This window comes from Streptosporangium subroseum (genome assembly GCF_900188345.1).
GTDB classification, from domain to species: domain Bacteria; phylum Actinomycetota; class Actinomycetes; order Streptosporangiales; family Streptosporangiaceae; genus Streptosporangium; species Streptosporangium subroseum.
In genome coordinates this window covers 76,793-95,787 of sequence record NZ_FZOD01000004.1, presented here as the reverse complement: position 1 = coordinate 95,787, position 18,995 = coordinate 76,793, and the positions used below count along the sequence as shown (strand labels likewise).

General features: G+C 66.0%; 17 protein-coding genes and 1 tRNA gene. 13 read left to right on the top strand and 5 right to left on the bottom strand.

Annotation, left to right across the window (positions count from 1 at the left end; translation table 11 throughout):
• The first annotated feature begins 143 nt into the window (after window positions 1-143).
• The gene (locus CHC08_RS05645) at window positions 144-548 is read left to right on the top strand and encodes a DUF2784 domain-containing protein (RefSeq protein WP_089206079.1); all 405 of its coding nucleotides are present in this window, start codon (window positions 144-146) and stop codon (window positions 546-548) included.
• Between the two features lie 78 nt (window positions 549-626).
• Window positions 627-2,057, top strand: a complete 1,431-nt coding sequence (gene pyk / locus CHC08_RS05640) for a pyruvate kinase (protein ID WP_089206269.1) — start codon at window positions 627-629, stop codon at window positions 2,055-2,057.
• Between the two features lie 688 nt (window positions 2,058-2,745).
• Here pyk and CHC08_RS05635 read toward each other — a convergent pair.
• The 3 genes from CHC08_RS05635 to CHC08_RS05620 all read right to left on the bottom strand — a co-directional run bounded on the left by CHC08_RS05635 (window position 2,746) and on the right by CHC08_RS05620 (window position 4,607).
• Window positions 2,746-3,267, bottom strand: a complete 522-nt coding sequence (locus CHC08_RS05635) for a GNAT family N-acetyltransferase (RefSeq protein WP_245878146.1) — start codon at window positions 3,265-3,267, stop codon at window positions 2,746-2,748.
• Between the two features lie 367 nt (window positions 3,268-3,634).
• Window positions 3,635-4,216: a helix-turn-helix domain-containing protein gene (locus CHC08_RS05625; protein WP_245878145.1), complete on the bottom strand. Its 582-nt coding sequence runs from the start codon at window positions 4,214-4,216 to the stop codon at window positions 3,635-3,637.
• 308 nt (window positions 4,217-4,524) lie between these two features.
• Window positions 4,525-4,607, bottom strand: a tRNA-Leu gene (locus tag CHC08_RS05620).
• A gap of 114 nt (window positions 4,608-4,721) precedes the next feature.
• Between CHC08_RS05620 and CHC08_RS05615 the strand changes: the two genes are divergently transcribed.
• The 6 genes from CHC08_RS05615 to CHC08_RS05590 all read left to right on the top strand — a co-directional run bounded on the left by CHC08_RS05615 (window position 4,722) and on the right by CHC08_RS05590 (window position 10,735).
• Window positions 4,722-5,333, top strand: a complete 612-nt coding sequence (locus tag CHC08_RS05615) for an ANTAR domain-containing response regulator (RefSeq protein ID WP_275937158.1) — start codon at window positions 4,722-4,724, stop codon at window positions 5,331-5,333.
• Between the two features lie 278 nt (window positions 5,334-5,611).
• A complete protein-coding gene (locus CHC08_RS05610; protein ID WP_275937157.1) occupies window positions 5,612-6,868 on the top strand; it encodes a branched-chain amino acid ABC transporter substrate-binding protein in 1,257 nt (418 codons plus the stop codon).
• A gap of 166 nt (window positions 6,869-7,034) precedes the next feature.
• Window positions 7,035-8,003, top strand: a complete 969-nt coding sequence (locus CHC08_RS05605; RefSeq protein WP_089206077.1) for a branched-chain amino acid ABC transporter permease — start codon at window positions 7,035-7,037, stop codon at window positions 8,001-8,003.
• Window positions 8,000-9,169, top strand: a complete 1,170-nt coding sequence (locus tag CHC08_RS05600; protein WP_089206076.1) for a branched-chain amino acid ABC transporter permease — start codon at window positions 8,000-8,002, stop codon at window positions 9,167-9,169. Before CHC08_RS05605 ends, CHC08_RS05600 begins: the two co-directional genes overlap by 4 nt.
• Window positions 9,166-10,011 carry an ABC transporter ATP-binding protein gene (locus CHC08_RS05595; RefSeq protein WP_420823555.1) on the top strand — a complete coding sequence of 282 codons (846 nt, stop codon included), beginning with the start codon at window positions 9,166-9,168 and terminating at the stop codon, window positions 10,009-10,011. The genes CHC08_RS05600 and CHC08_RS05595 overlap by 4 nt, the downstream gene beginning before the upstream one ends.
• On the top strand, window positions 10,001-10,735 hold the full coding sequence (locus CHC08_RS05590) for an ABC transporter ATP-binding protein (RefSeq protein WP_089206075.1): 735 nt from the start codon (window positions 10,001-10,003) through the stop codon (window positions 10,733-10,735). Before CHC08_RS05595 ends, CHC08_RS05590 begins: the two co-directional genes overlap by 11 nt.
• A gap of 77 nt (window positions 10,736-10,812) precedes the next feature.
• Here CHC08_RS05590 and CHC08_RS05585 read toward each other — a convergent pair whose 3' ends face one another.
• The gene (locus tag CHC08_RS05585; protein WP_245878143.1) at window positions 10,813-11,376 is read right to left on the bottom strand and encodes a DUF4352 domain-containing protein; all 564 of its coding nucleotides are present in this window, start codon (window positions 11,374-11,376) and stop codon (window positions 10,813-10,815) included.
• Window positions 11,377-11,720: 344 nt separating this feature from the next.
• Here CHC08_RS05585 and CHC08_RS05580 point away from each other — a divergent pair, with 344 nt between their 5' ends.
• The 3 genes from CHC08_RS05580 to CHC08_RS05570 are packed head-to-tail and all read left to right on the top strand — an operon-like array spanning window position 11,721 to window position 14,200.
• Window positions 11,721-12,584 carry an ABC transporter substrate-binding protein gene (locus CHC08_RS05580; RefSeq protein ID WP_089206074.1) on the top strand — a complete coding sequence of 288 codons (864 nt, stop codon included), beginning with the start codon at window positions 11,721-11,723 and terminating at the stop codon, window positions 12,582-12,584.
• Window positions 12,585-12,587: 3 nt separating this feature from the next.
• Window positions 12,588-13,439 carry an amino acid ABC transporter permease gene (locus CHC08_RS05575; RefSeq protein ID WP_089206073.1) on the top strand — a complete coding sequence of 284 codons (852 nt, stop codon included), beginning with the start codon at window positions 12,588-12,590 and terminating at the stop codon, window positions 13,437-13,439.
• A gap of 5 nt (window positions 13,440-13,444) precedes the next feature.
• Entirely contained in the window at window positions 13,445-14,200 is a 756-nt protein-coding gene (locus tag CHC08_RS05570; RefSeq protein WP_089206263.1) for an amino acid ABC transporter ATP-binding protein, read from the top strand.
• A 288-nt stretch (window positions 14,201-14,488) separates the two neighbouring features.
• On the opposite strand, the gene CHC08_RS05565 is transcribed toward CHC08_RS05570, so the two are convergent.
• Window positions 14,489-14,881 carry a PaaI family thioesterase gene (locus tag CHC08_RS05565; RefSeq protein WP_089206262.1) on the bottom strand — a complete coding sequence of 131 codons (393 nt, stop codon included), beginning with the start codon at window positions 14,879-14,881 and terminating at the stop codon, window positions 14,489-14,491.
• 98 nt (window positions 14,882-14,979) lie between these two features.
• On the opposite strand from CHC08_RS05565, the gene polA reads away from it, so the two are divergent.
• Both polA and CHC08_RS05555 read left to right on the top strand, forming a co-directional pair.
• On the top strand, window positions 14,980-17,700 hold the full coding sequence (gene polA, locus CHC08_RS05560) for a DNA polymerase I (RefSeq protein ID WP_089206072.1): 2,721 nt from the start codon (window positions 14,980-14,982) through the stop codon (window positions 17,698-17,700).
• Between the two features lie 107 nt (window positions 17,701-17,807).
• The gene (locus CHC08_RS05555; RefSeq protein WP_245878142.1) at window positions 17,808-18,926 is read left to right on the top strand and encodes a polysaccharide deacetylase family protein; all 1,119 of its coding nucleotides are present in this window, start codon (window positions 17,808-17,810) and stop codon (window positions 18,924-18,926) included.
• Window positions 18,927-18,995 lie beyond the last annotated feature (69 nt).

The following is an 18,995-nucleotide window of genomic DNA, read 5'->3' as shown; positions in this document are numbered from 1 at the left end:
ATCGTTACCCGGCCGCTCCGATCCGGCCCCGCGAAATTCGCCGAACGGGACGACCTGCGAGACCCGCCACAACAGGCTGATCCCGCGAAGGACCACCCCGAAGACGGGCGACAGAGGCCTCGGCCGGGATCTACGGTCGAGGTATGGCCTATCGCCTCATCGGGGAAGCCGCGATGGTGGTGCACTTCCTCATCCTGGTCTTCATGGCCGTCGGCGGGTTCCTCGCCTGGCGGTGGCCGCGACTGATCCGGGCCCACCTGGCCGTCGCGGCATGGGGCCTCATGTCCGTCATGACCGGCGTCGAGTGCCCGCTCACCGTCGTGGAAGACTGGGGCAGGCGCAACGCGGGGGAGCGAGGACTGCCCCCCGGCGGGTTCATCGACCACTACATCGAAGGGGTCGTCTACCCGCAGGAATACACCAACCTGGCACGCCTCGGAGTGCTGATCCTCGTGCTCGTCTCCTGGCTCGGATACCTGTGGAGACGCCGCCGGCACCCCCGCGGGCACACCGAGGCCGACTGTCCACCTCCCGTTCACCAGCGGTAGCGTTATGTAACCCAGTTTTTCGTTGGCGGAATGACTAACGTCACAACCCAGTGGTCTGTACCAATTAGGGTGGGATCCGTGACTCGTCGCGCGAAAATCGTCTGCACTCTCGGCCCCGCCACCTCCTCTCCCGAACGCCTCCGCGAACTCATCGTCGCGGGCATGGACGTGGCCCGTTTCAACCTCAGCCATGGCAGCCATGAGCTGCACAAGGAGGTTTACGACAGGGTGAGGGAGGCTGCCGCCGAGCTCGGTCGTGGCGTAGGCGTGCTCGCCGACCTCCAAGGCCCCAAGATCCGAGTCGGCAGGTTCGAAGAGGGCCCCGTCCGCCTCGGCTTCGGCGACGTCTTCGTCATCACCACCGAAGACGTCCCCGGCAACCGTGACCAGGTGTCCACCACCTACCTCGGACTTCCCAAGGACGTCAACCCCGGCGACAGCATCCTCGTCGACGACGGCCGCGTCCACCTCGAGGTGACCGGGGTCGACGGCCAGCGCGTCACCACCCGCGTGCTCATCGGCGGCATGATCTCCGACAACAAGGGCATCAACCTCCCCGGCGTCAACGTCAGCGCCCCGGTCCTCACCGACAAGGACGAGACCGACCTGCGCTGGGCCCTGCGCACCGGCTGCGACATGATCGCACTTTCCTTCGTCCGCCGCCCCTCCGACGCCGACGTGGTACGCAACATCATGGAGCAGGAGGGCATCCGCCTCCCCCTGATCGCCAAGATCGAGAAGCCGCAGGCCGTGGACCGGCTCCCGGCCATCGTCGAGGCCTTCGACGGCATCATGGTCGCCCGCGGCGACCTCGGCGTCGAGCTGCCCCTCGAAGAGGTGCCCATCGTGCAGAGGCGCGCCATCGAGCTGTGCCGCGAGAAGGCCCGCCCGGTCATCGTCGCCACCCAGATGCTCGAATCAATGATCACCGCCCCGCGCCCCACCCGCGCGGAGGCCTCCGACGTCGCCTACGCCGTCATGGACGGCGCCGACGCGGTCATGCTCTCCGGTGAGACCTCGGTCGGCAACTACCCCGTCGGGGCCGTCGAGACGATGAGCCGCATCGCCACGACCGCGGAGAAGACCTCGCTGCAGGCCACCCACAGCCTGGACCGGCTGCCGGAGACCACCGGCGGCGCCATCGCCCGTGCCGCCGCCGAGGTCGGCGCCATCGTCGGCGCCAAGGCCCTGGTGGCCTTCACCATGTCCGGTGAGACCGCCCGCCGCCTGGCCCGCTACCGCTCGCCGATCCCGCTCCTCGCCTTCACCTCCGCCCCCGAGATCCGCAACCAGCTCGCGCTGATCTGGGGCGTGGAGACCTTCGAGGTGCCTTTCGTCCACCACACCGACGACATGGTCCGCCAGGTCGAGGCCTCGCTGCTGGCCAACGCCCGCTTCGAGAAGGGCGACAAGGTCGTCATCGTCGCCGGCTCCCCTCCCGGAACGGCCGGCTCCACCAACGCGCTGCGCGTCCACACCATCGGCTCGGCGGTCTCGAACCCCGCCTGACCCGGCTCGGCCCCACCTGATCGACCCGCTCGTCTGGATACGGCCACCGCCCTGGCGGTGGCCGACCGGGCGGCACGCATCGCTCCCCGCCCGGTGCTCAGCCCACGTCCCGGCGCCCCCGCTCGCACCCCGGCCGTCCCGGCGTTCCCGCTCGTGGCCCGGCACCCTGCCCGTCTCGGCGTCCCGCTCGCGGCCCGGCACCCTGCCCATCTCGGCGTCCCGCTCGCAGCGCGGCACCCTGCCCCGTCCCGGCGTCCCGCGCGTGCTCCGGCATCCTGGCCGTCCCGGCATGGTGCAGACCTACAGTCGCAACATCGCCTGGGGCTGCCCCATGCTCAGGAGCCCCGCTTCGGGCATTCGCCTCAGCCCGCAGCAGGGGCTTCACCCTGCGGGTTTTTGGTAATCAATAAGCCGGGAAATTCCTGCTGCCGGCATCTGGTAAAGCCGGTGATTAAAACTTAAACCCATGCCGCGCGCGCTCTGCAATATTTACAATAATTTGCGGGTGAACCATCTCCTTGAAGTCCTCGAAGGCCGACGAGAGGCGCCGAACGGGCTTCAGTTGATCTTTTTGTATCCCCGTCTCAACGGGAAGATGCGGTTCTTCCGCCCTTCCCTTGCTTTCCATGAAACAACGAAACTTCAGACACCGTCCGGCTGGGCCGGAGCCGATGACAGGGCCGACCACTTATGCGTGGTCATACTCCCAGGTCTGCAAGGAAATCGGGCGGCCTTTCTCCTCCGAATGAATCGGCGGAGCCTCCGTCAGGCGATACCCGGCCGCACGGGCCACCGCCGCGCTCGCGGCATTTCCGGCCTCGATCTCCAGCAGCAGCCGGGAGACGCCCACGGTGTCATGGGCGAAGCCCGTCATCACCCGCACCGCCCGCGCCGCCAGCCCCCGACCCCGATACGCCGCCCCCATGGCATAACCGATCTCCGCGACATCCAGATCCAGCTCGCTCAGCATCAGCAACACCTCACCCATCGGCTCGCCCCCGTCAACGGTGACGGCGAGCTGAACCCGCTTCCCCGCCGCCCGCCTCTCCTGAGCCCGCTTCAAATAGACCCGCGCGGCCTCCAGATCGAACGGCGAGGCCAACGGCGTCCAGTAGGCCACATCCGGGTCGTCGAACAACCCGACCATCGCCACCAGGTCGTCGTCCTCCCACTCCCGCAGCACCACCCCGTGCCCGCTCAGCCTCACCACCCCCGGAAGAATCGCCGGAGCACCCCCCGAAGCCGCCAAGGCACCCTCCGAAAGAGCCGCCGAGACACCGCTCCGGCCTCCCCGGCCGTTCCCCGTCGCTTCCACGCCGCCACCTTCCGATCAACAGTCTTCCGAGCAACCTACTCGCCCGCCCGCAGTCCACTCACCACCCACCCGCCGCACGAGGGACGGCCGAAGCCGGCCCCGGCAACCCGTCGGCCCGCTCGGGAAAACCCGTTGCCGCCCGCACCGGCGAAAGACCATCCTGAAGGCGTCTCCACGGGGCGGCGCCGGAGTGGGAGAGCCGGGTCTGACTGTAAATCAGGTGTTTCGACTGAGGGGGTTCGAATCTCTCTCGCCCACCACGTCAGTACTTCGGCCCCACGAACTCATCCAACCGCTCAACCGCCTCCCGCTTGGCCACCGAGATGGTGTTGTAGCGCGAATAGCGCCAGTTCACGTTGAGCAGGTCCAGCGCTTCACCGCACAGCTCAAGGATGTCCCTGGACTCGTTTTTGAAGAGATAGCGCGGATACTCGTACCAGTGATCACTACCGTTGAAGTGATGGCGGATCCGGTTCATACCTCTGTAGCCGTCAGAGTGCATCAGGCCCCTGGCAAACAGGCCGGGGTGCTCTGTGACAATCTTCAGCTGCCAATCCTCCAGGGCGATCTTCCGCTCGTGCTTTCGACCAGGGCCATGCTGAGGAAACAGGCATGCCCAGTGTTTGGAGTGGCTTCTGACCTCCGTGCAGCCGTTCTTCTGGCGACGGCCGACGGAAGAGGTCGGCATCACTATTGCCAGGGTGTCCGCCGCTTCCTGCATAAGCCCTGGCCAGTCGTCACAGCAGGCGAGAGTGAGCTGATAGACGCCCTTGCGGCAGAGGAGGATGTGGCCGTCACCCAGGTACAGCCCGAGGAGATAGGCGTAGGCCGTCTCGTCGAGCACGCGACTGTGGCAGCGAGGGCAAGAATGGAAACGTCTGGTGTCATCCTCTTCGTATGCTCGCCGTACGCCGGTTCTCCACTTTTGTACGGCGCCGAGGGATACACCGCATAGATCGGCTACCTGACGATCGATAAGGCCGAGCGCGGACAGTTGCAGGGCGCGGTCGACAGTTTCGCGGGGGTGCATGGAATAAACCATGCCAGCGGCCACCGACAGTTTCAGGTTCGCTACAGAGAGTGGTGCAAGGAATTGATTTGAGGAGTTCAGCGGGGCGACTTGTCCAGGATTGAAGGACTCTGTCGGATGGGTGCCGGAAGCGGGATTCGAACCCGCACGCCCTTTCGAGCAGACGCTTTTGAGGCGTCCGTGTATGCCATTCCACCATTCCGGCTGATATTTCCGGACTTGTCCGGATTTTTACATCGGTGACGAGCATACCTAGAACTGGATCAGCCGTGGACACCGACGTAGTCCTAATCTAGCGGACGTCGGTACTCTCTTGCTCGTGAGTACGCAGCGGCGAGTGGTGATCGCGGAAGACGAGGCACTGATCCGCCTCGACCTGAAGGAGATGCTGGAGGAGGACGGGTATGCCGTCGTCGGGGAGGCCGGGGACGGGGAGACCGCGGTCAAAATGGCGTTGGAGCACCGGCCTGATCTGGTGATCCTGGATGTGAAGATGCCCATCCTGGACGGGATCTCGGCCGCCGAGCAGATCGTGTCGCAGCGGATCGCGCCGTGTCTCATCCTCACGGCCTTCTCGCAGCGGGATCTGGTCGAGCGGGCCAGGGACGCCGGGGCGATGGCGTATCTGGTGAAGCCGTTCACCAAGTCCGATCTTGTGCCCGCGATCGAGATGGCGGTCAGCAGGCATGAGGAGATGGCGGCGCTGGAGCGGGAGGTCGGCACGCTCTCGGAGCGGTTGGAGACGCGCAAGCTGGTCGAGCGGGCCAAGGGGTTGCTCATGGAGCAGCACGGGTGGAGTGAGCCGCAGGCGTTTCGGTGGATTCAGAAGGCGTCGATGGATCGCAGGCTGAGTATGCGCCAGGTGGCTCAGATCGTGGTCACGGAGATGTCGGGTCCCGCGGCCGGGGGTGCGGAGGCTCCGGAGGCCTGATTTCGGGGTGGGTTGTCGCGTCTGGCCGTGCCGTGTGGTGGGAAGTCTTTATCCGGGCCGATGTGTGTGTCCACTGGTCGAGACGTCGGGTGTGCCTTCGCGTACTCGGAGTGATCTACCTGTATTGCATTAGATTGCCAGTGACCATGGCTTTTGTATCTGATAGCCGAAAAGGATCGGTGTTATAACGAAACAGCAACGGTGGGCCGTCCTGTATCGACCCGTGACATCCGCTAGCTGTACTAACCGACACAACCCCCTGGCATACCTCGCCAGGGGTGGGCATCTGTGAACTCGGTCCTGACGAGGGACTGGGCGAAAGGAAGGCAACCTTGCGGCCTAAGTCTGCACGCCTCGGTGGAGTGCTTGCCGTCGGTCTGGCGCTCACCCTCGGTCTCGCTGCCTGCTCAGACGGAGGAGGCACGGACGCCAGCCCGGAAGCCGGTAGCTCCAGCGCCGCCGCCGGTAGCACCATCAAGCTTGGGTTCATGGGTGACCTGACCGGCGCGAACGCCGGCATCGTCATTCCTCCCAGGAACGGTGCGAAGCTCGTTATCGACGAGTACAACAAGACCAATCCGGCCGTGAAGGTCGAGATGGTCGAATATGACAGCCAGGCCGACCCTTCGAAGGCCGTCGCGCTGGCTCAGCAGGCCATCAAGACCGACAAGATCGTCGGTCTGATCGGCCCGGCGTTCTCGGGTGAGTCCGCCCAGGTGGCGCCGGTGATGGAAGAGGCGATGATTCCGAGCATCTCGGCGTCCGCCACGAACGCCGCGCTGTCGGCGAACGGCTGGAAGTACTGGCACCGGGTTCTCCCGAGCGACAGCGTCCAGGGCCCCGGTATCGCCAACTTCATCGCGGACGGCGTCGGTTCGAAGAACGCTTTTGTCATCGACGACAAGTCCGAGTACGGCAAGCCGCTGGCCGATGTCGTCAGGACCACGCTTGAGGGCAAGGGCGTGAAGCTGACGAACGACTCGCTTGACCCGGCCGAGAGCGACTTCTCCTCTGTCGTGAACAAGGTTGTGGCGGCGAAGCCTGACGCGATCTTCTTCGGTGGTTACTACGCCGCGGGCGGTGTCCTGCTCAAGCAGCTCCGTGACAAGGGTGTGAAGGCGAAGTTCCTGTCCGGTGACGGTTCGCTGGACAAGGGCCTCATCGACGGCGCGGGTGCCGCGAACGCCGAGGGCGCTCTCGTGGGTTGCCCGTGCTACATCGCGACCCCGGATGTGACCGACGCCAAGGTGAAGGCTTTCGCCGACGCCTACAAGGCTGCTTACAGCGCCGACCCGGCGATCTACGCGGCCGAGGGTTATGACGCGGCCACCGTCTTCATCGACGCGATCAAGGCGGGCAACACCACCGCTGACAAGATCAACGCCTTCATCGGCACGGTTGACTTCGCGGGTGTCTCGAAGCAGGTCAAGTTCGAGGCCAACGGTGAGGTCGCGGCGAAGGACATTTACATCTATCAGGTCAAGGATGGCGCGATCGGCCTGCTTGGCAAGGCCGCCGAGGCCAAGCTGGGCTGAGCCGGGAGCTTGAAGAAAGAGTTAGGTAGTTGATGCGCGAGGAGCGGGAACGCCGCGATGCGTTCCCGCTCTCCGCGTACTTCCGGTCAGAGTCCACGAGGCTTCGCCGGAAGTGGTGTACTACCGGCACAGTGCAGGCGACCCCCGCTAGAAGTGGTAAACCCTAGTGCTCAATGACTTCGTCAATCAGTTCTGGCCGGCGACGATCGACGGCCTCGCCTTCGGCTCGATCTACGCCCTGATCGCGCTCGGCTACACCATGGTGTACGGCGTGCTGCGGCTCATTAACTTTGCGCACTCCGAAGTGTTCATGATCGGAACTTTCGGTGCGATGTTCGTGCCGTTCGTGCTGGGCATCTCCTCGCCGCTGACCGGCATCGCGTTGGTCGGGATCATCGTGGCGATGATCCTGGCGGGCATGGTGGCCTCGGCGGGTACGGCGATGGCGCTGGAGCGGATCGCCTACCGGCCGCTGCGTAGTCGCGGCGCGTCCCGGCTGGCGGCTCTCATCTCGGCGATCGGCGCCTCGATCTTCCTGCAGGAGCTGTTCGCGCTCCTGATCATTCCGAAGGTCTTCAACCGTCCGCAGCAGGGCCGGATTCCGATGGCTCTGCCCCGGCTGATGGAGCGGACCGAGCTTTTCTCGATCTTCGGTCATTCGGTCCGCGTCGACCAGGTTCTGGTCATCGTGGCGGCCATCGGCATGATGGTCGCGCTTGATGCCCTGGTGAACCGTACGAAGGTCGGCCGAGGGATTCGCGCCACGGCGCAGAACCCCGAGGCCGCGGTTCTGATGGGCGTCGACATCAACAAGATCGTCCGGATGACGTTCCTCATCGGCGGTGGAATGGCCGGTGTGGCGGGCGCCCTCTATCTGATCTCGTACGAGAACACGAACTATTTCATCGGGTTCCTGTTCGGGATCAAGGCGTTCACCGCGGCGGTCCTGGGTGGTATCGGCAACCTGCGTGGAGCCCTGGTCGGCGGTATCACGCTGGGTCTGGTGGAGAACTACGGAGCCATCTTCTTCGGCTCCGACTGGAAGCATGTGATCTCCTTCTCCATCCTTGTTCTCGTCCTGATGTTCCGTCCCACCGGAATCCTCGGTGAATCACTTCAGCAGGCGCGCGCATGAACCAGAATCCCCTGGCACGTTTCCGTACCGGACTTGGCAACTTCGGCGACGTCATGCACGATCGCTGGCTGAGCACCCCGGGTTGGCAGCGGTGGATCGTCTATCTGTTGCTGATCGTGGTGGCTCTGTTGCTGCCGTCGGACAGCATCGGCAGCTTCATGTCGCCCGACACCGACTGGGCGAGCATCCTGTTCTTCCCGATCGGGACCTATGTGGTCCTGGCGATCGGCCTGAACGTGGTGGTCGGTCAGGCGGGTCTGCTCGACCTGGGGTTTGTCGCGTTCTACGCGGTGGGCGGTTACGCGATGGCGTTGATCGGCACCAGGCTCGGCTGGAACTTCTGGGTCATCATGCTGGTCGGCATCACGTTGTGTGCGCTGTCGGGCATCACGCTGGGCGCTCCGACGCTGCGGTTGCGCGGTGACTATCTGGCGATCGTCACGCTGGGCTTCGGTGAGATCATCCGTATCACCGCCCGTAACACCGACGAGATCGGTGGCCCGAACGGCATCCGCGGGATCCCGCACCCGCCGAGCATCAACGATCTCCATATCTTCGGAGTGGATGTCTCCAACCTGCTGGGCGGCATCGAGCCTCTCAAGTACGGCGTGCTGGACCCCAAGCCCTACTACTACCTGCTGGTGGGCTTGGCCGTCATTGTGATCATCCTGGTGAAGCGCTGGGAGAAGAGCCGTGTCGGGCGGGCCTGGGCGGCGATCCGTGAGGACGAGGACGCGGCCGAGGTCATGGGCGTGCCGACGTTCCGGTTCAAGATGCTGGCGTTCGCGATCGGTGCCTCCATCGGTGGTTCGATGGGTGTGCTGTGGGCGGCGAAGTCCATCTCGATCAACCCGAACGACTTCCAGTTCCTGCTGTCGGCGACGATCCTGGCCGCGGTGGTCATGGGCGGCGCGGGCAACCTTCCGGGTGTCATGCTGGGCGCGTTTGTGGTGGCGTGGCTGCCTGAGCGTTTCCGCGGTCTGGAGGAGTACCGCATGTTGATCTTCGGTGCGGTGCTCGTCGCGCTGATGATCTTCCGTCCCGAGGGTCTGCTTCCATCGCGTCAACGCAGGGCGGAGCTGAAAGAGGGATCAGGTGGGATGGGTACGCTCGGCGCAGAGGTGCCCGGGCCCGAGGCGCATGGCGAGGAGGTGGCTTCCAAGTGAGCGCTGATGTGAACGCGGAGGCGGTTCAGGAGCCGGAGCCGGAGCCCGTGCAGGTCCAGGAGCGGAGCGGTCGCGCGATGCTGGAGCTGAAGAGCCTCGTCATGCGCTTCGGCGGTGTCACGGCGCTGCGCGAGGTCGATCTGACCATCAACGAGGGTGAGATCTTCGCTCTCATCGGCCCGAACGGCGCCGGCAAGACAACGGTCTTCAACGTGGTGACCGGTGTCTACCAGCCGACCGAGGGAGAGATCCGCTTCCTGGGTGAGAAGATCAGCGGCGTCAAGCGTTTCAAGATCACGAAGCGTGGCATCGCCCGGACGTTCCAGAACATCCGGCTGTTCCACAACATGACGGCGATCGAGAACGTCATGGTGGGCGCCGACGCGCATCACAGGTCGGGTGTGGTCAGTGTGGCGCTGGGGCTTCCCTGGCACCGTACGGCCGAGCGCGGCGGTCGTGAGCTGGCGATGGAGCTGCTTGACTTCGTCGGTATCGCGCACCGCGCGAACGACCACGCCAAGAACCTGCCCTACGGTGACCAGCGCCGGCTGGAGATCGCCCGTGCGCTGGCGACCCAGCCGAAGCTGCTCCTGCTGGACGAGCCCGCCGCCGGTATGAACCCGGCGGAGAAGATCGCGCTGCAGCAGCTGATCCGGGATATCCGGGACGCCGGCCGTACGATTCTGATCATCGAGCACGACATGAGCCTCATCATGGGCATCAGCGACCGTATCGCGGTGCTGGACTTCGGTCAGAAGATCGCCGACGGCCTGCCGGACGAGGTGCGGAACGACCCTCGGGTCGTCGAGGCGTATTTGGGGGCTCCCGCAGATGCTTCTTGAGGTCAAGGACATCCATGTCCACTACGGCAAGATCGAGGCGCTCAAGGGCATCTCGGTCGAGGTGAACGAGGGCGAGATCGTCACGCTCATCGGAGCGAACGGGGCGGGCAAGACCACGACCCTGAAGACGATCTCGGGTCTGCGTGGCCTGTCGTCGGGGAGCATCTCCTTCGACGGCAAGGACATCAGCAAGCTGCCCGGCCACCGGCGTGTTGTCGCGGGTCTGGGTCAGGCGCCCGAGGGCCGGGGCATCTTCCCCGGTATGACGGTGCACGACAACCTGCTGATGGGCGCCTACACGCGTTCGGGTGACTTCTCCGCCGATCTGGCGGAGGTGTACGAGCTGTTCCCGCGGCTGGCCGAGCGCAGGGTCCAGATGGGCGGGACGATGTCCGGCGGCGAGCAGCAGATGCTCGCCATCGGCCGTGCCCTGATGGCCAAGCCGAAGGTGCTGTTGCTGGACGAGCCGTCGATGGGTCTGGCGCCGCTGCTGGTGCAGCAGATCTTCTCCATCATCGCGGAGATCAACCGCCGTGGCACCACGGTGCTGCTGGTGGAGCAGAACGCCCAGCAGGCGCTGAAGCTGGCCCATCGGGCCTACGTTCTGGAGACCGGGAAGGTGGTCAAGAGCGCGCCCGCCGCGGATCTGCTCAACGACCCCGCCGTGCAGGCCGCCTATCTGGGCGGTGCCGTCGCACCAGAGGTTCCGGAGGGGCAGGCGTAAGCCGTACCACGTGACACCCCGGGCCCGTCGCGCGCAGATGCGGCGGGCCCGTCTGTTTCAGGACGTTCTACGACCTTCTACGGCAGGGGTACCTCGGCGCCGTCGGTGGCGGCGCTCGAGCCCAGCGGCGGGTCGCCGAACAGCCGGATCGCGGTGACCTTCGCCTCCTTGGGAATGTCGAACCAGAGGTCCATCTCGATTCTGACCCCGGCGCCGAGCGGGAGCGTGTCGGGCTGGCGTTTGATGGCCTGGGCGAATTTGTCGACGGCGTAGGTCGCGCCGTCGGCCGCGACGAGTTTCTGCCGCCCCGCCACGAAGCGGGAGTTGGCGCGGCCGGGGTTCTCCACGACGATCCGTACGACCACGTACTGGCCCTTGGCCTGCCATTCGGCGTGGGTGCCGAAGAAGCCGCTCAGGCCGGTCTGCAGGCCGATCACCTGGAAGCGGGTGTCGCCGTCGTTGACGGGCCCGGCGGTGACGGGGCGCTCGCTCGGGCGTACCGGGCGGGGCGGCAGTTCGTAGGTCGGCGTGGGGGTGGCCGTGGGGGAGGCGGATCTCACCGGATCCGTTCCGGTGCAGCCGGTCAGGACGGCGGCGGCGGCCATGGCGGCACCGGTGAACAGGATTAGGGGGTTTCGCACATCGGGCAAAGTAATCGAGGCGGCTTTCGAATTCAATGTGCGGGCGGTGCCCGGATCCGGTGGAGGTGGCGCCGGGGCTCGATGTCCGGGTGGCCGGGCGGGTGTGTGACCTCCCGGAATCCGGTTCCCGGTCGCCGCGCCGGGGCGGGATGGCGGCCATTCGATTCGGTGAATGGACCCCTCCGGTTCCATGATGGGAAGACGTTACTGATAAGGGAATCTCGAACGCGGTTGTTGTCCGAATTGTGTCGTACTGGTGATCTGCATGGTCGTGCAGGTGAGGAAGCATCACCTGCACTGAGGTATTCATACAAGATGCGACATTTCACCGTAAGGAGGCCGTTGTGGGCCTGAGTTTTGTTTCCCGTCGTGCGCTCTCGGTGGGCGCGGTGGCCGTGGCCGGTGTGCTCGGCCTGTCGGCCTGCGGCGGTGGCTCCACCACCAGCGCGAGCCCGAGCGACGGTGCCTCGTCGGGCGCCCCCGCGGCCGCTGCCGGTCCCAAGCTTGTCACTCCCGGCAAGCTGACCACCTGCACGAACCTTCCGTATGAGCCCTTCGAGTTCAAGGAGGGCGACAAGACCGTCGGCTTCGACGTGGACATCGTCGACCTGGCGGCCAAGAAGCTCGGCCTGACGCAGGAGATCGTCGACATCGACTTCGCCATCATCAAGAGCGGCGCGGCGATGGCCGCCGGCAAGTGCGACGTCGCGGCCGCCGGCATGACCATCAACCCCGAGCGTCAGGCGAACATCGACTTCTCGGTTCCCTACTTCGACGCCACCCAGGCACTGCTGGTCAAGAAGGGCGTGACGGCCAAGACGCTGGAGGAGGTCAAGGCCCAGAACCTCAAGCTCGGCGCCCAGGCCTCGACCACGGGCCTTGACGAAGCCAAGAAGGCGGGTCTGGACCCGAAGGCGTTCGCCGACTCTCCCAAGGAGCTGCTCGGCCTGCAGTCCGGCCAGGTCGACGTGATCGTCCAGGACCTGCCCGTCGTCCTGACCTGGCTGAAGAAGCCGGACATCGCCGCCGGCTTCGAGCTGGGTGGCAGCCTGGACACCGGTGAGCAGTACGGCATCGGCCTGAAGAAGGGCGCCGACCCGATCCTGCTCAAGGCCATCAACGACGCGATCACGACGGCCAAGTCGGACGGCACCTACGACGCGATCTTCATGAAGTGGTTCGGCAAGAAGCCCGGCGAGCTCGGCTAACCCATGACAGATCAGTCGACGACGGCTGAGTCGCCAGGTCCTGCCGGGGCGCCCCCCGGCAGGACCAAGCTCAGCCCGCGTAAGAAGCAGCAGATCAGCCGGGCCGTCCAGTACGTCGTGCTGGTGGTCGTGGCCGTCTTCCTCGTCACCCGCATCGAGTGGGGCTCCCTCGCCCAGAACTTCGCCAAGTCTGAAGTCGCGTCACAGATGCTGCCGGATCTGTTCACGGTCGCGCTGCTGAACACGATCATCTATTCGGTGGGCGGTTTCGTTTTCGCCTTCCTGCTCGGCCTGCTGTTCGCGCTGATGCGGTTGTCGTCGGTGCGGCCGTACCGGTGGATCGCGGTCGTCTACATCGAGATCTTCCGGGGGCTGCCCGCCGTACTGATCTTCCTGTTCATCCTCTTCCTGCCGCTGGCCCTGCCCGGCTTCGAGGTGCCCGGCGGCACCTACGGCCAGGGCATCCTGGGACTGACCGTCGTGGGATCCGCCTACATGGCCGAGACGCTCCGGGCGGGCCTGCAGGCGGTGCCCAAGGGGCAGCTGGAGGCGGCCCGTTCGCTGGGCATGTCCTACAGCCGGGGGATGATCTCCATCGTCATCCCGCAGGCCGTCCGGATCGTCATCCCGCCGACGACCAACCAGTTCGTGTCCCTGCTCAAGGACTCCTCGCTGGTGCTGTTCCTCGGTGTCTCCGGCGAGTACGTCGAGCTCACGAAGTTCGGCAACGACACGGCCTCGACCTTCGCCAACGCCACGCCTCTCCTGGTCGTCGGCGTGACATACCTCCTGGTCACCATTCCGCTGGGCTATCTCGCGTCCCGGCTGGAGAAGCGTCAGATGAAGGGACGGTGACTCCGATGACCCATGCGATCGAGATCCGCGACCTTCACAAGTCCTTCGGCAGGCTGGAGGTGCTCAAGGGGATCGACTTCTCGGTCGACCCCGGCCAGGTGGTCTGCGTCATCGGCCCGTCGGGGTCGGGCAAGTCCACGCTGCTGCGTTGCGTGAACCTGCTGGAGCAGCCCACGTCGGGCAAGGTGATCCTGGAGGGTGTCGAGCTGACCGACCGCGACGTCGACATCGACGCCGCCCGTCGCCGGGTCGGCATGGTCTTCCAGCAGTTCAACCTGTTCCCGCACATGACCGCGCTGCAGAACGTGATGATCTCTCAGCGGCGGGTGCTGAAGCGGGGCAGGGCGGAGGCCGAGAAGATCGCCAGGGATAACCTGGAGAAGGTCGGGGTCGCCGACAAGTGCGACTCCTATCCGATCCAGCTCTCCGGCGGCCAGCAGCAGCGCGTGGCCATCGCCAGGGCACTGGCGATGAGCCCGGATCTGATGCTGTTCGACGAGCCCACCTCGGCGCTGGACCCCGAGCTGGTCGGCGACGTGCTCACGGTCATGCGCAAGCTGGCCGAGGAGGGGATGACCATGCTCGTGGTCACCCATGAGATGGCGTTCGCCAGGGACGTGGCCGACCGGGTGGTCTTCATGGACGGCGGGGTGATCGTGGAGGACGGCCCGGCCGCCCAGGTGATCGGGGACCCGCAGCACGAGCGCACGAAGGTCTTCCTGCGCCGCGTGCTCGACCCGACGCACACCGACAACATCTGAGTCGTCTCGTTCCTGTACGGCCCGCGTCTGCGCGGTGCGGGCCGTACAGGTGTCGATGGGCGTGAACAGGACCCCTGGCGGGAGAGGGCGGCCGGGTGGATTCCGGCCCGGGCTCACCCGTGGAGTCCGACGAGCCCGGGGAAGGCCTTTGGCGCCGTACAGAGCTTCCCCGACCCTGTACGTTTTCTACTCGGCCTCCCCGCGGGCGTCGATGTCACCCAGCGTATCCGATCAGTTGCGCCAGAAAGGCAAAAACGTGGTCGGGTTATGATCGAATACGCGATGTGATCAGATGTCGCGGAGCATGCAGGTGAGGCGTGCGGTGCACACCCGGCGGTCCTGCTCGTCGGTGATCTCGATCTCGTAGGTGGTGAGGGTCCGGCCCCCGTGCACCTGGGTGGCCACGCCGGTGACGTACCCGGAGGTGGCCGAGCGGTGGTGGGTGGCGTTGATCTCGACGCCCATGGCGATGCGCCCGGGTCCCGCGTGGGTCGCCGCGCCGATCGAGCCCAGGGTCTCGGCGAGCACGCATGAGGCGCCGCCGTGCAGCAGGCCGTACGGCTGGGTGTTGCCCTCGACCGGCATCCGGCCGACCACCCGCTGGGGGGTCGCCTCGGTGATCTCGATGCCCATCCGCTCGACGAGCGTGTTCGTGTGGGCGGCGCGGATCTGCTCTTCCATGCCTGAGTTGACGTCGCCGGGGTCTGTCATGGTCAAGGGGATGTCTCCTGTCACGCGAGGCCAGGTTTTCTGTCGCACCAGGAGACTAGGCTTTCTGTGTGCCGAAGAAAGAAGCGACCCCCACTCGTCCGTGTCTCCTGTTGCTGGACGGGCATTCCCTGGCGTACAGGGCCTTCTATGCCCTTCCCGAGGAAAACTTCTCCACGACGACGGGCCAGACGACCAACGCGGTTTACGGGTTCACCTCGATGCTGGTCAACGTGCTCCGCGACGAGCAGCCCACACACGTGGCGGTCTGCTTCGACCGGTCGGAGCCGACGTTCCGGCACGAGGAGTACGCCGAGTACAAGGCGAACCGGAGCGCGAGCCCCGACAGCTTCCGCAGCCAGATGAGCCTGATCCACGAGGTGCTCGACGCGGTGCGCGTCCCGCACCTGTCGCTGGCGGGTTACGAGGCCGACGACCTGATCGCCACCCTCGCCACGCAGGCCGCCGAGCAGGACATGAACGTGCTGATCGTCACCGGCGACCGTGACGCGCTGCAGCTCGTCGACGATCGCGTCACGGTGCTGATGACCCGGATCGGGATCAGCAACATGACCAGGTTCACCCCCGAGGCGGTGGTGGAGAAATACGAGCTCACCCCGGCCCAATATCCGGACTTCGCGGCCATTCGCGGCGATTCCAGTGACAACCTCAAGAACATCCCCGGGGTCGGGGAGAAGACCGCCGCCAAGTGGATCCGCGAGTTCGGCTCGCTGGAGGAGCTGGTCAACCGGGTCGACGAGGTCAAGGGCAAGGTCGGCGACAAGCTTCGCGACCATCTCGACCAGGTGCTGATGAACCGCCGCCTGACCCAGCTGATCCGTGACGTGCCGCTGGAGATCGAGGTCTCGGGCCTGACGGTCGGCGCGTCCGACCGCGACGAGATCAACAAGATCCTCGACGCGCTGGAGTTCCGGGGCGAGATCCGCGACCGGCTGTTCAAGACGCTCGGTTCGGCGGAGGTCGCGGCGGGGGAGGGCTTCGAGGTCGAGGTCGCCGCGCTGGGACCCGACGAGGTGGCCGCGTGGCTGAGTGCGCTGCCCGAGGGCCGGGTGGGTCTGGCCTTCAAGGGCGCGTACGGCAGTGGCACGGGCCGGATCGACAGCATCGCGATCGCCGCGCCGGACGACGGCGCCGGGGGCGCGCACGGCATGCGCCGGGCCGCGTTCATCGACCCCACCACGCTGACCGAGTCCGACGAGGGGGCCCTGCGCGCCTGGCTGGGCGACGCGTCGAAGGCCAAGGCCGTGCATGACGCCAAGGGCCCGATGCTGGCGCTGTGGGCGCAGGGCATGGAGCTACGCGGCCTCTCCTGTGACACCGCGCTGGCGGCCTATCTGGCGATGCCGGGGCAGAAGTCGTTCCCGCTGGAGGATCTGGCCAGGGCATATCTCCAGCGTGAGCTGCGCGGAGAGGCGGAGGCCGGAGGCCAGGCGAGCCTCTTCGACGACGACCAGGACGACGACGCGGCCCGCGACCTTGCGCTGAGGGCATTGGCCGTCCGGGAGCTGGCCGACGCCCTGGAAGCCTTCCTGGAGCCGCGTGGGGGCACCTACCTGATGAGCGACGTGGAGTTGCCACTGGTCACCGTGCTGGCGGAGCTGGAGCGGGCCGGGATCGCCGCGGACCGCGATTACTTCGGCGGCCTGGAGTCGGAGTTCCGCGCGGCGGTGAAGCAGGCCGTCGAGGCGGCGCACGCGGCCGTGGGCGAGCAGTTCAGCCTGAACTCGCCCAAGCAGCTCCAGGAGATCCTGTTCGTCAAGCTCGCGCTGCCCAAGACCAAGAAGATCAAGACCGGTTACAGCACCGACGCCGCCCAGCTGGCCTGGCTGGTCACGCAGACCGACCACGAGCTCCCGACGATCATGTTGCGCCACCGTGACCAGGACAAGCTGCGCACCACGGTCGAGGGCCTGATCAAGGAGATCTCCGACGACGGGCGGATCCACACCACGTTCGAGCAGACGATGGCGGCCACCGGGCGGCTCAGCTCGAAGGAGCCCAACCTGCAGAACATCCCGATCCGCACCTCCGAGGGCCGCCGGATCCGGCAGGGCTTTGTCGTCGGTTCCGGTTACGAGACGCTGCTGACCGCCGACTACAGCCAGATCGAGCTGCGCATCATGGCCCACCTGTCCGGCGACGAGGCGCTGATCGCGTCCTTCGAGTCCGGGCACGACTTCCACAAGGCCACCGCGGCCCGGGTCTTCGACATCGCGCCCGAGCAGGTCAACGGGGAGATGCGGGCCAAGATCAAGGCGATGAACTACGGCCTGGCCTACGGACTGTCCGACTTCGGGCTGTCGGCGCAGCTCAGCATCCCGGTGTCGGAGGCCAAGGCGCTCAAGGAGGAATACTTCGAGGAGTTCGGGGGTGTCCGCGACTTCCTCAACGCGATCGTCGCCCAGGCCAGGAACGACGGCTACACCGAGACGATCCTGGGCCGCCGCCGCTACCTGCCCGACCTGAACAGCGACAACCGCCAGCGCCGGGAGATGGCCGAGCGGATGGCGCTCAACGCGCCGATCCAGGGTTCGGCGGCCGACATCATCAAGGTCGCGATGCTCAACGTGCAGAGCGCGCTGAAGGAGGCGACGCTGGGCTCCCGGATGCTGCTCCAGGTCCACGACGAACTCGTGTTCGAGGTGGCCCCGGGGGAGCTGGAGACCCTGCGCGAGCTGGTCACCGACCGGATGAACGCCGCCTACTCCCTGCGTGTCCCGCTGGTGGTCTCCCTGGGCGTCGGCCGCACCTGGGAGGACGCCGGGCACTGACGGCCGGCCGCACCTGAAAGGCGCTGGACATCGACGAATGCCCGGCCTGTCCGAGTCTGTTCTAGGCTGGTGATCCAGCCGGATACCTCGACGGGCACGGGAGTTTTGTGCGGAGCTCACCCCACCTCACGAAGATCGTCGTTCTGGCCAACCTGGCGGTCATGGTCGCGGCGGTGGTGGTGCTCCTGGTGCTCCGCACCGCGACGGTGACGCCGGCCACCCCGCTGTCCGGCAAGGTGACGAGCGCTCCGTCCGGGTCCGCCGCACCTGCGCCCTCGCCGGAGCCCGACCTGCCCTCGGCCGACCTGCCGCCGCCCATTCCCGCCACCGTGGAGTTCGCCCGGCAGGTGAAGGCCAACGAGGCGGGGCTGGTCCCGGTGCTGATGTACCACCGGATCGTGAAAAAGCGGCTGGCCTCCATCGACCGCACACCCTCCCAGGTGCGTCAGGAGCTGGAGAAGCTGGCCAAGAACGACTATGTGCCGATCACCGCGCGGGAGTTCGTCACCGGGAAGATCGACATTCCGGCGGGCAAGCACCCCGTCGTGCTGACCTTCGACGACGGGCACAGCGGCCATTTCGCGCTCGAAGCGGACGGCATGCCGGCGAAGGACACCGCGGTCGGGATCATCTACCAGGTCGCCAGGAAATATCCGGGATTCCGGCCCGTCGCCACCTTCTGGGTGAACCGCCGGCCGTTCGGCCTGGAGGGCCTGGGCGACCAGAAGCGCGCCGTGCGGTGGCTGACCTCGCACGGTTTCGAGGTGGCCAACCACACCTGGACGCATCCCTCCCTGCCCAGCCTGTCGAAAAAGAAGATCGCCGAGCAGATCGTCAAGATGGAACGGCTGCTGAAGAAGCTCGGCAACGGCCCCTCCGAAACGCTGGCGCTGCCCTTCGGGGCGATGCCGCGCAAGAAGTCCACCGTGCAGTCCGGCAAGTGGGACGGGAGCCGGTTCGCGTTCAAGGGCGTCTTCCTGGCCGGCGCGGAGCCGTCGCTCTCGCCCTTCGTCAAGGGGTTCGACTGGCGGGCCATCCAGCGGATCCAGAGCAACGGTAAAAAGGGCGAGTGCCGCAAGTGGTGCTCGCAATACTGGCTGGAGTGGCTGAACAAGCACCCCGGCGATCGCTACACGGCCGACGGCGATCCCGAACACATCTCCATCCCCCAGGGGCTTCGGGGTAATATCAGATCGCAACGGAGGCAGCAGATCAACGCCTATTGAGCGTGTCCGTAACCGGTCTGGTCTGCCTGCGTGTCGTGCCCCTGGATTGACCATACCCGTCTGGTCTCA